Annotated in this window: 19 protein-coding genes; all 19 read right to left on the bottom strand. The window is 31.1% G+C overall.

The window, feature by feature from the left end; translation table 11 throughout:
* Positions 1-32: 32 nt before the first annotated feature.
* Positions 33-1,103 (bottom strand): MraY family glycosyltransferase, encoded by a 1,071-nt coding sequence (locus H529_RS0104780; RefSeq protein WP_022855404.1) that lies wholly within the window; start codon positions 1,101-1,103, stop codon positions 33-35.
* Positions 1,104-1,149: 46 nt separating this feature from the next.
* Positions 1,150-1,350 carry a hypothetical protein gene (locus H529_RS11830; RefSeq protein WP_022855403.1) on the bottom strand — a complete coding sequence of 67 codons (201 nt, stop codon included), beginning with the start codon at positions 1,348-1,350 and terminating at the stop codon, positions 1,150-1,152.
* 59 nt (positions 1,351-1,409) lie between these two features.
* Entirely contained in the window at positions 1,410-2,183 is a 774-nt protein-coding gene (locus H529_RS11210) for a YveK family protein (RefSeq protein ID WP_022855402.1), read from the bottom strand.
* A 25-nt stretch (positions 2,184-2,208) separates the two neighbouring features.
* Positions 2,209-2,439 carry an HAD-IIIA family hydrolase gene (locus H529_RS10980; protein ID WP_158506230.1) on the bottom strand — a complete coding sequence of 77 codons (231 nt, stop codon included), beginning with the start codon at positions 2,437-2,439 and terminating at the stop codon, positions 2,209-2,211.
* Positions 2,414-3,121 (bottom strand): nucleotidyltransferase family protein, encoded by a 708-nt coding sequence (locus H529_RS0104760; protein WP_028843058.1) that lies wholly within the window; start codon positions 3,119-3,121, stop codon positions 2,414-2,416. The genes H529_RS10980 and H529_RS0104760 overlap by 26 nt, the downstream gene beginning before the upstream one ends.
* Positions 3,122-3,124: 3 nt before the next feature.
* Complete coding sequence (locus H529_RS0104755; RefSeq protein WP_022855400.1) at positions 3,125-4,147, bottom strand: GHMP family kinase ATP-binding protein; 1,023 nt, start codon at positions 4,145-4,147, stop codon at positions 3,125-3,127.
* Entirely contained in the window at positions 4,144-5,331 is a 1,188-nt protein-coding gene (locus H529_RS0104750; protein ID WP_022855399.1) for a glycosyltransferase family 4 protein, read from the bottom strand. Before H529_RS0104750 ends, H529_RS0104755 begins: the two co-directional genes overlap by 4 nt.
* Entirely contained in the window at positions 5,324-6,232 is a 909-nt protein-coding gene (locus H529_RS0104745) for a glycosyltransferase family 2 protein (protein ID WP_022855398.1), read from the bottom strand. The genes H529_RS0104750 and H529_RS0104745 overlap by 8 nt, the downstream gene beginning before the upstream one ends.
* Positions 6,233-6,266: 34 nt before the next feature.
* Positions 6,267-7,223, bottom strand: a complete 957-nt coding sequence (locus H529_RS0104740; protein WP_144241975.1) for a hypothetical protein — start codon at positions 7,221-7,223, stop codon at positions 6,267-6,269.
* A 232-nt stretch (positions 7,224-7,455) separates the two neighbouring features.
* Positions 7,456-8,289 carry a glycosyltransferase family 2 protein gene (locus H529_RS10160; protein WP_022855396.1) on the bottom strand — a complete coding sequence of 278 codons (834 nt, stop codon included), beginning with the start codon at positions 8,287-8,289 and terminating at the stop codon, positions 7,456-7,458.
* Positions 8,286-9,395, bottom strand: a complete 1,110-nt coding sequence (locus H529_RS0104730) for a glycosyltransferase family protein (RefSeq protein WP_022855395.1) — start codon at positions 9,393-9,395, stop codon at positions 8,286-8,288. Before H529_RS0104730 ends, H529_RS10160 begins: the two co-directional genes overlap by 4 nt.
* A 3-nt stretch (positions 9,396-9,398) precedes the next feature.
* Positions 9,399-10,511, bottom strand: coding sequence for a non-hydrolyzing UDP-N-acetylglucosamine 2-epimerase (gene wecB / locus H529_RS0104725; RefSeq protein ID WP_022855394.1), 1,113 nt, complete (start codon positions 10,509-10,511; stop codon positions 9,399-9,401).
* A gap of 10 nt (positions 10,512-10,521) precedes the next feature.
* A complete protein-coding gene (locus tag H529_RS0104720) occupies positions 10,522-10,956 on the bottom strand; it encodes a class I SAM-dependent methyltransferase (RefSeq protein ID WP_340371399.1) in 435 nt (144 codons plus the stop codon).
* Between the two features lie 16 nt (positions 10,957-10,972).
* Positions 10,973-11,095: a methyltransferase domain-containing protein gene (locus tag H529_RS11995; RefSeq protein ID WP_022855392.1), complete on the bottom strand. Its 123-nt coding sequence runs from the start codon at positions 11,093-11,095 to the stop codon at positions 10,973-10,975.
* Positions 11,096-11,185: 90 nt separating this feature from the next.
* On the bottom strand, positions 11,186-11,317 hold the full coding sequence (locus H529_RS12090; RefSeq protein ID WP_281166816.1) for a hypothetical protein: 132 nt from the start codon (positions 11,315-11,317) through the stop codon (positions 11,186-11,188).
* An 87-nt stretch (positions 11,318-11,404) separates the two neighbouring features.
* Positions 11,405-11,767, bottom strand: coding sequence for a type VII toxin-antitoxin system HepT family RNase toxin (gene hepT / locus H529_RS0104705; protein WP_022855391.1), 363 nt, complete (start codon positions 11,765-11,767; stop codon positions 11,405-11,407).
* Positions 11,757-12,194 (bottom strand): type VII toxin-antitoxin system MntA family adenylyltransferase antitoxin, encoded by a 438-nt coding sequence (mntA, locus tag H529_RS0104700; RefSeq protein WP_022855390.1) that lies wholly within the window; start codon positions 12,192-12,194, stop codon positions 11,757-11,759. The genes hepT and mntA overlap by 11 nt, the downstream gene beginning before the upstream one ends.
* A 144-nt stretch (positions 12,195-12,338) precedes the next feature.
* Entirely contained in the window at positions 12,339-12,527 is a 189-nt protein-coding gene (locus H529_RS0104695; RefSeq protein ID WP_022855389.1) for a hypothetical protein, read from the bottom strand.
* Positions 12,528-12,810: 283 nt separating this feature from the next.
* Positions 12,811-14,072, bottom strand: a 1,262-nt coding sequence (locus H529_RS0104690) for a lipid II flippase MurJ (protein ID WP_022855388.1), incomplete at its 5' end; no start/stop codon positions are given.

Here is a 14,072-nt window from a genome sequence, read left to right as displayed (position 1 = left end):
TGAATACAAGTTTTGATTACGCGGTTTTTGGTTTACTTAGAGCGATTTTTAAACAAAGGTTGAAACTTAAACTTGACGATTTTAAAGTAAACCCAAAGGTATAGAAAAACAAAAAACAGAAAAAACAAAATGAGAACCAGGGTATGTTTCCAGAAAAAGATGGCTGGTAGATAGCAAATAAAATGGATAATCCAGATAAGAGGGGCTGTTTGGGCGTTTTTAAGTAATCTTTCGGATTCATCTCCTAAAAAGATTTGGGTTACCCTTTTATAAATCAACGTATGAAAATGAAGAGGATCTGGCTGAAAAGGAGAAGACCCTCTTAAAAATTTTCTTCTATACGCAGAAAAAAGGGTTTCCCAGACAGGGTAAGCACAGAGAAGGAAAGGGAACCAGGGGGAAACCTCAAGATATCGATCAACCATAAGAACAGCAAGCAAGGCATTAGCAAACCCAAGAAGATAAGCCCCGCAATCCCCAAGAAAAATCAACCCAAAAGGATAGTTCCAGAGAAAAAACCCTAAGGTGGCTGCAAAAAAGCCTAAGCTAAGATAGAGGAGAAAAAAATCGTTGTGTAGAAAAGAAACATAAGCATAAGCCAAAAAATTCATCAAGGCAACCCCTGAGGCAAGTCCGTTAAACCCATCTATGATGTTAAACCCATGGGCAACCCCTGCTACAGCAAAAACGGTAAAAACATAGCTTACAAAAGCTATTTTTAAAAGCCCGTCAAAAAAAGGAAGGTCAACCCTTGAAACAGAGGTAGATAACAAGACGATAACCAAGGCCCCAGAAATAAAACCGGCAAAAAGTCTAACTTTAGGAGAGACCTTTTTAGTCAAGTCTTCAAGTAAACCTGCGATAAAAACAGGAAAGGCACATATCAGGACTTTTAAGTAGTCTAAGGTAAAATCTTTATTACCATAAAAAAAGGCAAAGCCTAAAAAGACGAGGCTCAAATAAATGGCAACCCCACCAACCCTTGACACAGGCCGACAGTGAAACTTCTGAACCCCACAGATTGGGTCAACCCCAACACAAACTCTTATAAAAATCAGACTAAGCAAAAAACTTACAAAAAAAGAAAGAATAAGATAAGGCATGGGTAAATTTTAGCTAAAAATTAAAATAAATCAATCTTTGTTTCATCTAATCTTTCCAGTGCGTTATTTCTATCTCAGGTGTTTTACATATTTTACCATTACTCATCGCAAAAAACCGTGGTATTTTGGCAGGACAGACAATCCTGAGGTATTCCTGAGTTTGTACCCTTTGGCTAAGCTTATTAAGCTTATAATAGATAGGAAGAAGATGTTTATTGATAACCTGAGTCACCGGATAAAGCCTCATCCAAGACCTTCAGCAAGAATAACTGAGTTTATATTTCACCTTCCTTGAATCTTTAATAATTAATTATTTCCCTTAGCTCTCGTTCTCTTTGCGTTATCCCACCATTCAAGAATGAAAGCTAAAAACATCCCAACAAAAAGTGCACTAACTGCGGAAACAGCTATTATTAATCTCCTTTTAGGTTTTACTGGCTGGTCAAAATATGTAGGCTTTTCAATTACATTTAAAACAAAAAAGTTGTATTCCCTGTTTTTATCTGGATTTTTAATAAACGTAGTTTTATAGTTTTCTGAAACTCTTTTTAACTCCCTGTCCAGCTCCTCCACCGCAGCCGATACAATATCTTTTGCAATTTTTTTATCCTGATGAATAGCTGTAATCATAATAGACTGAGTCTTTGGGTCAACCTTTGATTGTAATATTTTTTCTAAATCTTCTTCATCTATGTTATCAAGTCCTATTTTTTTTAGACTGCCATAGGAGCTCTCTAAAATTTTTAAAACATTTTTTTTAAATTCTATACTATTTAGTATAGAAAGAGCTAAATTATTTGCGTTTGGCGGTGAGTTTGGTAGACTAAGAAAAACATTTTTAGGCTCCGTTGACTGAACTGTTTGCAAACTCTGTATCAAAGCTAGTGTTAAAAACGAATCTACCCAAACAGTAGCCCTCGCCTGGTATATATTGGGCATTAAAAACACTGCAATCGTTGCAATTACAACCGAAGCAAAAACAACAGCTCCTATCAATTTAGCTCTTTTCTTTAAAACAAGTAAAAGCTCATAAAGATCAATTTCATCTTTACAGGTCTCTTTAACAACTTTTTCTTCCACTTTTAATACCTCCCAATTTAAAACTTTATTTAAAAAATTTTGTCATAAAACCTCTTCCTATACCTCTTTGGTTGGTCAAAATTATAATTTTTCCGAATACTTCTCTTAATATCTTCATCGCTTCGATAACACCAGGTAAAAACTCAAACTGTTCCCATCTTCTAACGTAATCATTTTCTATTTTCTTGTTTAAAACTCCATCTCTATCTAAAAACAAAGTCCAGCTTTTGTCAAAGTGAAAGTTTTTCAAATTCATTTTTTGCTTTTTCATAGTCCTCAGGGATTCCTATATCAATAAAATAAGCATCTGAAACATATCCGTAAAAATCAAAATCTTTATAAAACTTTTGGAGAAAATCTTTTTCAAACGAAAATTTATATGGTAGATTTTGAGATAAAAAAAACTCTTTATTAATAATGTAGATACCACCGTTTATCAAAGTTTTATCTTTTTTTATACCCTTTTCGTAGAATGATCTTATCTTGCTTTTTTCATCAATTTCTACACTTCCATATCTTTCTGGATTTAATATTTCTTTTAAGGCTATGGTAACGAATGATTTTTTTGATTTATGAAAGCGGTAAAAATCTCTTAAATCTACTAAAAAAATAGTATCTCCATTTAAAACAAAAACATCTTTAGAATTAATCAAATTTAAACTCTTTTTGATAGCTCCTCCAGTACCTAACGGCTTTTCTTCTATGGAATATTTTAAACCTAAATTTAAAAACGAGTTTCCGAAATAATTTATTATCGATTCATGTTTATAACCTACAGATAAAACCACATTTTTGATTTCCATATGTGACAAATATTTTAAAACATATTCAAGAAAGGGTTTGCCATTTATATCAGCCATGGGCTTTGGAATATCTTTAATAACATTTCTTAATCTTGTTCCAAGTCCACCAGCAAGGACTATTGCTTCCTTGACCATTGTTTATGCCTTCCATGTTTCCAATCCATATTTTGTAAACTGATATCTTCTGAACTCTCCGCCAAATTTTTGCAATGCTTCAATTACTTTATACCTTGTATTTTCTGGACAATAAAGCATCATAAATCCGCCACCACCTGCGCCTGATATTTTTCCTCCAATTGCTCCAGCCTTTTTAGCAGTCTCATATATTTCTTCAATCACAGGATTTGTAATACCTTCTGCCATTTGTTTTTTATACTGCCATCCATAATCTAAAATTTCTCCCACTTTATCCAGTTCACCTTTAAGTATTGCTTCCTTCATGAGTATAGCTTGTTCCTTCAGTTTATGCATTGCTTCAACTGACTTTTCCTTTTTTTCAATAACATTTTTCATTTGAGCCTCGATGATTTTTGAAGAGAGTCTACTTGTGCCTGTATAATAAAGGAGTAATCTGAATTGAAGTTCATTAATAATCTCTGGTTTTATTCTTAGTGGATTAACAATAACTCTGTCGTTATCGTAAAATTCCATAAAGTTGAACCCTCCAAATGTTGCAGCGTATTGATCTTGTTTTCCTCCAGCCATTTTAAGGTCTTTTCTCTCTATTTCAAACGCAAGATGTGCGATTTCATATTCTCCGAGCGGCAATCTAAGCCATTCTACAAATGCTCCTAAAACAGCGACAACAAGAGTTGATGAACTTCCAAGCCCAGAGCCAGGAGGAGCATCTACATAAGTTGTTAGTTCAAAAGAAAGGGGGGTTTTAGTGAAATCTCTTACAATTCTGTTGTATATCCCTTTTAGAAGATCTAATTCGCCTTCAATTTCTAAGTATTCATTTGAGTCAAGCACCACTTTTTTTTGCGTGTCTACTGAATTAAAAACTATTTTTCCGTCATCTCGTGGTTCAAGGGTTGCATAGGCATACATTGATATGGTAGCATTTAAAACTGCCCCACCATATAAATCAGAATAGGGACTTACATCGGTTCCCCCACCTGCAAGCCCAAGTCTTAAAGGTGCACAAGACCGAATTATCATGATAAGACCTCCTCAATAATCTTTAATATTTTTTTTTCATAAATGGTCCAGGTGAAGTTATTTTTAATATATTCTCTCGCATTCCGTTTGATGTGTTCATATTTATCAGGATGAGCATGGATATTGTTTATTATATTTGCCATTTCCTTTGGGTCGTCAACTACTATAAAATGTTCCATATTTTTGGCACCTATGGGTTTTGCTGCCAAGGAAGAGACAACATTAACTGTTCCCAAAGCCATACACTCAAGAATTTTATTCTGAATTCCTCCTCCTGTTCTCATAGGAGCTACAACACACAAGGCAGATTTTAATATTTCATATGGATCTTCTACAAAACCAGTAATTTCAATATCTGAATATTTATCTTTTAGGGAAGTAATTTTTTTTGGAGGGTAGGCTCCAACTATAATAAATTTAATGTTTTTATTTAAATGTGGAAAAACCTTATCTATGAACCACAAAACAGCATCTATATTTGGCTGATAATTCATCTTTCCGAAAAAGGCAACATAATTTTTGTAATTTGGATTTACCTTTTCGTAAATTAGTAGATCTTCATTTACTCCATGTGGGATCCATTCAGTTTTATTTTCATTTAGAAAAAATTCTCTTTCCTCTCTATTAAAAAATAAAGTTTTGTCAAATATTTCAATACATTTTTCCTCAAATTCTAACAATTTCGCACTTTCATAGCTATAAATAAATCTCCAAAGTATTGATTTCGTATTTTGTGCACTTCTTCTATAATTTAAGCCTATAGAATCAGCCATATCTAAAATTTTAGGTTTATTTAACTCCATAACGTATTTAGCAGTTCTAACAAGTGTTGAGAAAATCAGATCATATTCGGTATAGATGGAATTTATGTATTGTTGAACATCTTTGAAATAGTAATAATTCACCTGTAAAGGTAAACCATTATATAGTGATTTCAGAGCATTCAGATAAAATTGAGTTTTTCGTTTTGGAAAAAGTTTAAATGTAATTCCAATTTCATTTGTCCAATCATAAAATTCCTTTGGTATTTCTTCTTCAACTATTGACACCAGATGAGCTTTAAAATGTTTGGAAAGAATTTTAAGTAACCAGTAGTTCTTGAGCCTATCTCCACCGATTGGCGGATATGGAAGCCGAGAAGAAAGAAAAAGAATTTTTTGTTTATTAACAATATTTCTAATCATTCTTCAATCCTTCTATTGTTCCTTTTATCCATGCTTTAATAGACTCAAAATTTTTAGAGCCTCTCAATATCTGATATATCCTAAAAGGAGTATAAAGAAAAAAATGTAAAACTAAATAATAATAAAATAAAGATCTGTCAAACAATTTTTTTCTTACTAATACATTACTTTTAGCTAAATTATATAGCACAAATGGTGTGGTTCTATATTTAATGATATCTATATCATGCCAGGCAAATGCATTAGGTACCCATAATAGTTCGAACCCTGCTTTTTTAACTCTAAGAGAATAGTCAAGATCTTCACCGTAAAAAAATAAGTTTTCATCAAAAAAACCAACTTTTTCTATAGCTTCTTTTTTTAATAAAAGAACACAACCAGTTAAAAAATCAACTTTTTTTGGTTGAAGAATTTTGAAAAATGAAAAATCTACTGTTTTATTTTTATAAGGAATATCAATGCCCATAGTTAGTTTATTAAAATACCCCCCCGTATGCCAGACTTTATTTGGATATTTTTCATAAAAAATGGTTGGTCCTGCTAATAATGCTTTTTTGTCTTTTTCTAAAGCATTAATAAGCAACGGGAGACAATTTTTATCTAAATATGCGTCGTCGTTTAAAAGTAAAATATAATCTGTTTTATTTTCTATAGCAATTTTAATTCCTTGATTAACTGCTTTAGAAAATCCTAAGTTTGTTTTATTATTTATAAAAAATATGTTGTTATATATTTCTAATTTATTTTTCAAACCATTGAATATTTTAATATTTTCACTATTATCGATTAATATTATTTCTATGTTTAAATCATTATTCATAACAGATTCAACTGCTTTAATTACAGAATTTACCTTATTGTAAGATACAATGATTACATAAATTTTGTTTTGTATTTTCATTTATACTCCTATCGACTGAACTACATTTTTAAATTTAATTTTTAAATTTAGAGTCCCAAAAATATCCCATCATTAACCAATAAATAAAATTTACAAAATAAAATTCTGTTGTATTTGATCCTATCATATTAATACTTAACCCCAGCAATGATAAATATACCGTTAATCTATTAATAGACATTTTATATAAATAAAAACCTCTTAATACAAGGTATATGAAGAATCTAATATAAAATGGAATTAAAATTATACCAGTTTCACTCAATATCCTGAAATAATCTCCATCTAGAACAGGTAAATAATCATTTTCTAAATTAAGAATTCTTCTTACTTGTCCTACAGTACCTAAACCAGTACCAGAGGGAATTGATAAAAAGTTATTTAGTCCATTTCTCCATAATGAAGATCTCTCCTCTATTGCTTCTCCTTTTATAAGAGAAACAAATCTCTCTAATAGAAAATCTATATAATATTCCAAAACTGATGTTATAATCATTAATATTAAAACTGGAAAAATAATTAACAGAAAAATTAAATAAAGTTTTTTTTTGCTCTGGATATTTTGATTTATAGCAAGATAAGCAAGTATTAAAATATTATAAATGAATAAACTTATCCAAACACTTCTTTGCATTGTAAATATATCAACAAAATAAAAGATAAATAATAAAATAATATACTCTTTTTTGAATCTTAAAATAACCATATTTAAAACAAAAACTGAAACTATTGTCATTAATGCTCCTAAAACTAAAGAACCAGATACACTAGACATTCTAAAAGCCATTACTCCTTCATATAAAATTGACCTTATATCTTCAAGAAAACTGGGTAAAGGGAAAAAACCATAAAGTAATATAGCTATAAGAGAATGAACAAAACCAACAAAAACAATTGATATAACTACAAAATTAAACGGAATAATTCTACTGTAAAAGTATCCAATCATAGGTATTAAAAAAGTTGCTACACCAAAAATAGTAACTTCCAAAGATACTGTTTTCAAAATAAAGACGGATATTGGTATGTATAATATTAGTAAAAAAAAGGAAATTAAAAAAGGTATATCCATATGTGATAGGTATAATTTATTTTTCCTAAAAATTAAATATATAAAAAATATTATTGGTATATAAAAAGAGTAATACAAGCTATTTCCTGTAACCTTTGCTACCCCTGGAAGTAAAGAGTAAAATGTCAACAATAAACTTAATATATAAATTTTATTTATCTTTATTGTCATTTTTTGTATCTCGAATATTTTTACTAAGTTCTTTATATAATTTAATAACTTCTTCTTCATTAGGTAAATTACTTTTAGCAATTGCAGTTGCCCGATAAAAAGCCATTGCCAAAGATAAATATAAACCTATCCATCCATCTTTATATCCTTTTTTATATATAAATCTTCCAAAAAATTCACGGCAAATATGATAGAGTATCTTTATAGCAGGTTTTCCTTTATAGTTATATTTTGTTGAAAAGGTTTCGAAATCAGTATAAGTATTTAATTTTTCAATAAAATGCCGAACACTATTGTAATTAAAATGAATTATGGATGACTCTTTATCAATAATTTTACCTACTCTTGCTTTTGGATTTATTTTTATAAAATTATGTACTTCCGAGCCATAGGTGAGAAATCCTTTTTTAAAAAAACGCGCTATGACATCTTGATCATATCCCCAAGCTCCTCCTAGTAATTCTTTTCCAAAAAAGAAATTCCGTCTTGAAATCAATACTACATCAAAAATATCTTTATCTGCTATTTCTTTCAATCTTATTTTCAATTTTTTCGGGATTAATTCATCCGAATCTAGAGCCAAGATCCAATCATACGAACACTTAGATAACCCGTAATTCCTAGCAGGATCTGCATAACCAAGATATTCGTGCATATAAATTTTTGCTCCAAATTCTTGAGCAATTTCTATTGTTCTATCAGTGCTGTACATATCTATAATTACAATTTCATCACACCATTCTACACTTGATAAACATTCCCTTAAATATTTTTCTGAATTATATGTATGGATAACACAGGATATTTTACTCATTTATAAGCTTCCAATATTTGGAAAATATTTTTAGCCCGTATTTCCCATGTATTTTTCATGAGAAACTGAAGAGCTTCCCGTTTTGAAAATTTAAGATAATTATTTTTTGTCAAAAATTCGATAGTATTTTTTAAATCTTTATAATCATTATAGAAATAAACAAATTTTCTAAATTTCTCCATCTCTTTATAATAAATTGAAACTATATTTTTACCAAAACTAATATATTCATATATTTTTACTGGATCTACAGACAAAATTAATTCATTTAAGATAAAAGGCATGATTAATACATCATAATCTTTAACAAATGATAATAAATTACTATGAGGTATAATCCCATTATAAATAAGTCTTTTATGCTTAGGTATATCGACTTCACAGGGACCTACTAAAGTAACGGTAATATTAGGCAAATCATCCAAAAGTTTTAAAATCTTTTCAAAGTCAAACCAATATGATATCGTTCCAACATAAAGCAGTTTAAAATATTTTTTATTTTTAACTATATAATTATTATCTGTATTATCTGTATTTATATAACTATTTTCAAATTCACGAATAAGACCTGAAGAAATAGCATTATTTATCACATAAATTTCTTTCTTGTAGCCTCTTTTTTTTATTACATTTTTTAAGTTATCGCTACTGACAAAAACTATATCTGCTATACTAAGAAGTTCATGTTCTAATTTAAGAATTTTATTTCTTTCAATATCATCTTTTATTCCAATATTATCATCCATACAATCATAAATTATTTTACTTTTTTTAAATCTATTCTTTATAAAATTAACATATGTTGGTGAAGTTAACCAAACATAATCATAATTATTATCAAACATTCGAAATTGCAATTTTAAAATTGTGTCATTAATGATCCTACCAAACAAAGTATTTCTAAACCTTTGGTGAGGTAATCTATATAAAGCAACAAACCTGTTTATATTGTTTTTTTGATTATGTACTAATAATTTTCTTCTATACCCATAAGTATAGACAACAGTTAAATCATAAAATTTTGCCAATTCTTCAGCTAAAAATTGCGGTCTTTGTTTTATCCAATTCCAATCAATATGCATAACATACAACATTTTTTTCTTCATATATCAAAGTACCTCTTTTATTATATCTCTTATTCTATTACTTGCTTTTCCATCTCCATAAGGATTAATTGCTTTTGCCATATTATTATACTCAACTTCATTAGTTAATAAGACAGATACTTCTTTTATTATCTTTTCCTTGTCAGTTCCTACAAGTTTAGCTGTTCCCGCTTTTATACCTTCTGTCCTTTCAGTTATTTCTCTCATAACTAAAACAGGTTTACCTAAGGCAGGAGCTTCCTCTTGTATCCCACCTGAGTCTGTTAGTACTAAATAAGATTTATTCATAAGCCAAATAAAATAAGGATACGATAATGGTTTTATGAGATGTATCCTTTTATTACTCTTTAAAATTTTATACACAGGTTTTCTAACATTTGGATTTAAATGTACAGGGTACACAATTTCTACATCGTCATAATTTTCAGCTATTTCTTTTATTGCATAACATATATTTTTAAAAGGCTCTCCAAAACTTTCTCGCCTATGTCCGGTTACAAGAATTATTTTTTTTGAAAAATCAATAAAATTAAAATATTCATAATATTTTTGTTCACCTTCTTTCTTTATAATTTCTAAACCTAAAAATAAAGCATCTATTACTGTATTTCCAACAACATAAACATTTTTCTTAATGTTTTCTTTATACAAATTTTCCTTTGCTTTTTTTGTAGGAGCAAAATGGTAATCTGCAAGATGTCCAATTAAAACTCTATTCATCTCTTCAGGAAACGGAGAATATTTGTTATAACTTCTTAAACCTGCCTCTATATGAGCTATTTTCGCTTTTGCATAATACCCTGCAAGTGCACCTACAAATGCAGTAGTAGTATCACCTTGAATAAATATTAGGCTTGGTTTTTCTATTTTTATTACTTTTTCTAATTCTTTAATTATACTTGCTGTTATATTGTAAAGAGTTTGATTTGGTTTCATTATGTTTAAATCATAATCAGGTTTTATGTCAAAAAAATTTAATACCTGATCCAACATTTCTCTATGCTGCGCTGTGACGCATACTTTAACTTCAAATTCGTTATGTTTTTCAAATTTTTTAATCACAGGAGCCATCTTAATTGCTTCAGGACGAGTACCGAAAATAAAAAGTATTTTCATATTCTCTTTTCTAGCTTAAATTAATATTATATTTATTATCTAAGTTACCGAAAAGTTTTTTCTCAACAAAAAGATAAATTTCTTTTCTTGGAAAGTCTGGTTGGAAAACTTTTATATCTCTGAATCCAGCAAGCTTCAGGGCATTCTCTAAAGCTTTATGAGAAAATCTCAAAAAGTGATGAGGTGGATAGTCAATCAAGGAGTCTTTCCTGATTAAAATCTCTGCAAAAAAACTCTCCCTATTTGGCACACTTCCCGCCATATAGCCACCCTCTTTCAAAAGCTCTCTTACCATCCTTAAAAAGTCCATGGGTCTGTCCTGATGCTCAAGGACTTCAAAGAAGGTAATAACATCAAACTTAAGGTTTCTCTCTCTGGCAAATTCATAAAACTCCTCAAGGCTCATGGCGTAAATTGTGTCAACGCCAAGGGTTCTCTTAGCAATTTCTACGCTTTTTCGGTCAAAATTCTATTCCCCAGACTTCAAAGCCCTGCCTTTGGGCTTCTTTTAGAAAAACTCCATCGCCACAGCCCACATCAAGGAGTTTGCCTTTTATGTGCTTGGGAATATGTTCAAAAAACATTCTGTGGTTCTCACCTATCCTTAATCTCGGTGCTTCATGAAAGGCAATATAGCTTTCAAATACCTCACTCTCATAAAACTCCGGGATTATCTACAACGGCTCCCACCAGTGAACCTCACAGTGCGGACATTCGTATTTTTCGTATTCCTGCTTGTTATAAGGGCTTGTGTAGGTCTCGGTGTAAGCTTCAACCTGAGTCTGACAAACCGGGCAATGTGGCATATCAAACCTCTCTATCAGAATTAAAGCTTAAACTATCAACCAGGCTTTCAAGCTTTTCTATTAATTGCCCTATTAAGCCTTTCATCTTCAGATAATTCTGGTAAACTCCTCGTGGGATAGCTCAAGATATTCATGCGCAAGAACATTACGAAAAGCCCCTAAGCCTTTCAACATTTCAAATAACTCTTTGTCTATAATACCTTTGCTGTAGGCGTTTCTTATTATGTCTTCATAGCTATCGCTTATCACTTGGAACTTGCTTGCCAGAATGTGGTCAAAGATATCAAGGATACTTTCGGCTATGAGAAAAAGCAACCTTTCTACCGAGTAGTGTAGCCACCTAGTCTTCATGTAATCCTCAAAGCTCAGCTCTCCTAAATCTAAAAGGTCCCTTCTGTATTCCTTTAGCTTTTCCAATCTCCTGATGAGGCTTTCTTTTCTATAAACCATCTTTGCTTGCCTTTCTGTGCTTTTCAAGGTAAATAACATAATCGTAATAATTTTTCTTGGCTTTGAGCTCATAATCGTTTAGAATGTCTACATCCCTGTAAAAAAGCACTTTGCCATGTTTAATTACTTCAAACTGAAGGATAGGATTAGCCATGTTGAGCCAGATAAGGTCAAGACGGTCAGACCTAAGCTTTATGGTTAGCTCTCCATACAGGTCATAGTAGTCATCCCAGCTAAAATCTTTAGTGGTATAGATAGCTAAATCAAGGTCGGACTCTTTGGTACCTTTGTCTTTAGCTAAAGAACCAAAAAGGTAGACAATAAGGACCTTAGGGTTTTTCCTTAGAACTTCTTCGCTTGTCTTTACTACTAAATCAGGAGGCATATCAATGGGTTTTGTCCCTTTCCACCTTTCTCTGACACCCAAGGCTTAACCCCTTTTGAACATTATACAGTAAAGACTGCAAAAGGTAAAGAATGGCTCTCACTAGTATATCGCATTTTGGACATTCGTATTTTTATATTTCTGGTTGTTATATGGACTTGTGTAGGGTTTAGTGTGGTTCTCAACCTAAGTTTCACAAATTCGGTAAATGGCGTAATCTTGAGCGTTCTTTATCTGTTTGGCTTTATTTAAGCCTTCTTCTAAGGCCTTGAGAACCTTTTCAAAATCTTCTAAGAGCTTTGCAAATCTATCCAGAGAATCCCCTCCTTGAGTATTTCCTCTTTCATTTTTCAGAAGCCTTTTCAAAAGACACAAAATTTACTTTCTGAGAAAGAAAAGACTCCGATAAGGGCTTTAAGCTCGAGAAGTTCGTCGCTATGTCTTCTTCTAAGATAAATGCTTAATCTATGTCAGATTAATATAGCATAAAACTAAATCATCTGGCGTATAGGACCAGATGACATCTTAGCATCTTCTAACAAAATTTTTAACAAAATTTCTTACTTTTTGAACTCAAAAGGCAACTCCTTTAGCCTCGTTTTTATTCTCGCATATTCTTGCAATTTTTTGTAGTTCAATAAACAAGTTTAGTGAATTTTTAGTTGTCAAGTTTTCTTAAAAGACAAAAGGATAGTCCGCAAAGTACCATATATCCAAAAAAGGTTCCAAGACAGATACCAATAATGCCAAGCTTTAGGACCACAACAAAGAAGTAATTAAAAAAAATATTTCCTATTATACCTACCAATGCTATAAAAAAGACAGCTTCTAATTTATTTTTTATTTGAAAAGTTCTGTAAAAAACTGGCCAGAGAAAAGCTAAAGGTAAGGAAAGGGCATAAAATCTTGTTGCAGTGGCGGTGAGAGAGACATCTGTTTTAGTGAAAGCTCCATATCCAAAAAAAAGACTTACAAGTATATCTGAAAAAACAAAGAAAAAAAGAGCAAAAACGCTTCCAAGTAAGATAAGCTTTTTGGTATAAAAAATTAATTTTTCCCATGCACCTCCTACTTCTGAAAGAGAAGTTATAGCTATATGCTCAAATTTTATAACTCCCTTTGGCGCGTGAGCAATTAGAAGACCATAGGTAAGAGCAGAAACTCCTTTTTCTCCCAAAAGAGATCCAAAGACTCTATCAACAAGTATATAAAGATAAAAAACACTATAAACTGCTGTAAGATAGAAAAGATGCTTTAGTAAAAGTCGCACGTTTTCATCCATGTAAAACCTAAATTTTATATGCTCTCGTGCCATATACACCATATACAGAGTGGCTAAAAACTGAGACAAAGACCAACTGATGGGCAAAACCCTATAATCTCTAAAAAAGTAAAGTCCTATGATGATACAAACAAAACTAAGAAAAGAAAAAATAAATTCTCCTATAAAATAAACTGTAAACCTTCTTAAACTTCTCAAAATCGCTCCAAAATGATGAAAGAAGAAGGAGAAAAACAGATAAGGAAGAAGTAACAGGTAGGATTCTTTTGTATAGTAAATCGCCTCTTTTTTAAAACCAAAGGGAACCTTAAGAAGGACAGGAAAAAAAACGATGGCCAATAAGGCAAGGGAACAAGCTAAGATTGTGGTAAAAGTCAGTAAAAGCCCTGCTAATTTTTCAAATTCTTCCTGGTTTTTTAGTCTTGCTGAAACAAGATTAGGCACTCCTATTGAGTCAAAAACATCGACAAAGATCATGAAAACTCCGAGCAAAGATAAGGCCATAAAAAAAGCATCGGTTTGATAGGAAAACCCAAGAAGAATTGCTATGGCTAAATTTTTTAAATAACCAAAACCTCGTGCAAGTAGATTGATAAAAGAACTTCTTAAAACCGCATCAAAAACCATCTCTGGCTTCG

Source organism: Thermodesulfobacterium thermophilum DSM 1276 (assembly GCF_000421605.1).
In the GTDB taxonomy this organism is placed as follows: Bacteria; Desulfobacterota; Thermodesulfobacteria; order Thermodesulfobacteriales; family Thermodesulfobacteriaceae; genus Thermodesulfobacterium; species Thermodesulfobacterium thermophilum.
The sequence above is the reverse complement of the archived record's forward strand: the minus strand, read 5'-3'. Positions and strand labels throughout refer to the sequence as shown.

Coding starts and splice junctions, on each gene's coding strand:
- H529_RS0104780 (WP_022855404.1), bottom strand. CDS start 1,103: ATGCCTTATCTTATTCTTTCTTTTTTTGTAAGTTTTTTGCTTAGTCTG.
- H529_RS11830 (WP_022855403.1), bottom strand. CDS start 1,350: ATGAGGCTTTATCCGGTGACTCAGGTTATCAATAAACATCTTCTTCCT.
- H529_RS10980 (WP_158506230.1), bottom strand. CDS start 2,439: ATGAATTTGAAAAACTTTCACTTTGACAAAAGCTGGACTTTGTTTTTA.
- H529_RS0104760 (WP_028843058.1), bottom strand. CDS start 3,121: ATGGTCAAGGAAGCAATAGTCCTTGCTGGTGGACTTGGAACAAGATTA.
- H529_RS0104755 (WP_022855400.1), bottom strand. CDS start 4,147: ATGATAATTCGGTCTTGTGCACCTTTAAGACTTGGGCTTGCAGGTGGG.
- H529_RS0104750 (WP_022855399.1), bottom strand. CDS start 5,331: ATGATTAGAAATATTGTTAATAAACAAAAAATTCTTTTTCTTTCTTCT.
- H529_RS0104745 (WP_022855398.1), bottom strand. CDS start 6,232: ATGAAAATACAAAACAAAATTTATGTAATCATTGTATCTTACAATAAG.
- H529_RS10160 (WP_022855396.1), bottom strand. CDS start 8,289: ATGAGTAAAATATCCTGTGTTATCCATACATATAATTCAGAAAAATAT.
- H529_RS0104730 (WP_022855395.1), bottom strand. CDS start 9,395: ATGAAGAAAAAAATGTTGTATGTTATGCATATTGATTGGAATTGGATA.
- wecB (WP_022855394.1), bottom strand. CDS start 10,511: ATGAAAATACTTTTTATTTTCGGTACTCGTCCTGAAGCAATTAAGATG.
- H529_RS11995 (WP_022855392.1), bottom strand. CDS start 11,095: ATGTTTTTTGAACATATTCCCAAGCACATAAAAGGCAAACTCCTTGAT.
- H529_RS12090 (WP_281166816.1), bottom strand. CDS start 11,317: ATGCCACATTGCCCGGTTTGTCAGACTCAGGTTGAAGCTTACACCGAG.
- hepT (WP_022855391.1), bottom strand. CDS start 11,767: ATGGTTTATAGAAAAGAAAGCCTCATCAGGAGATTGGAAAAGCTAAAG.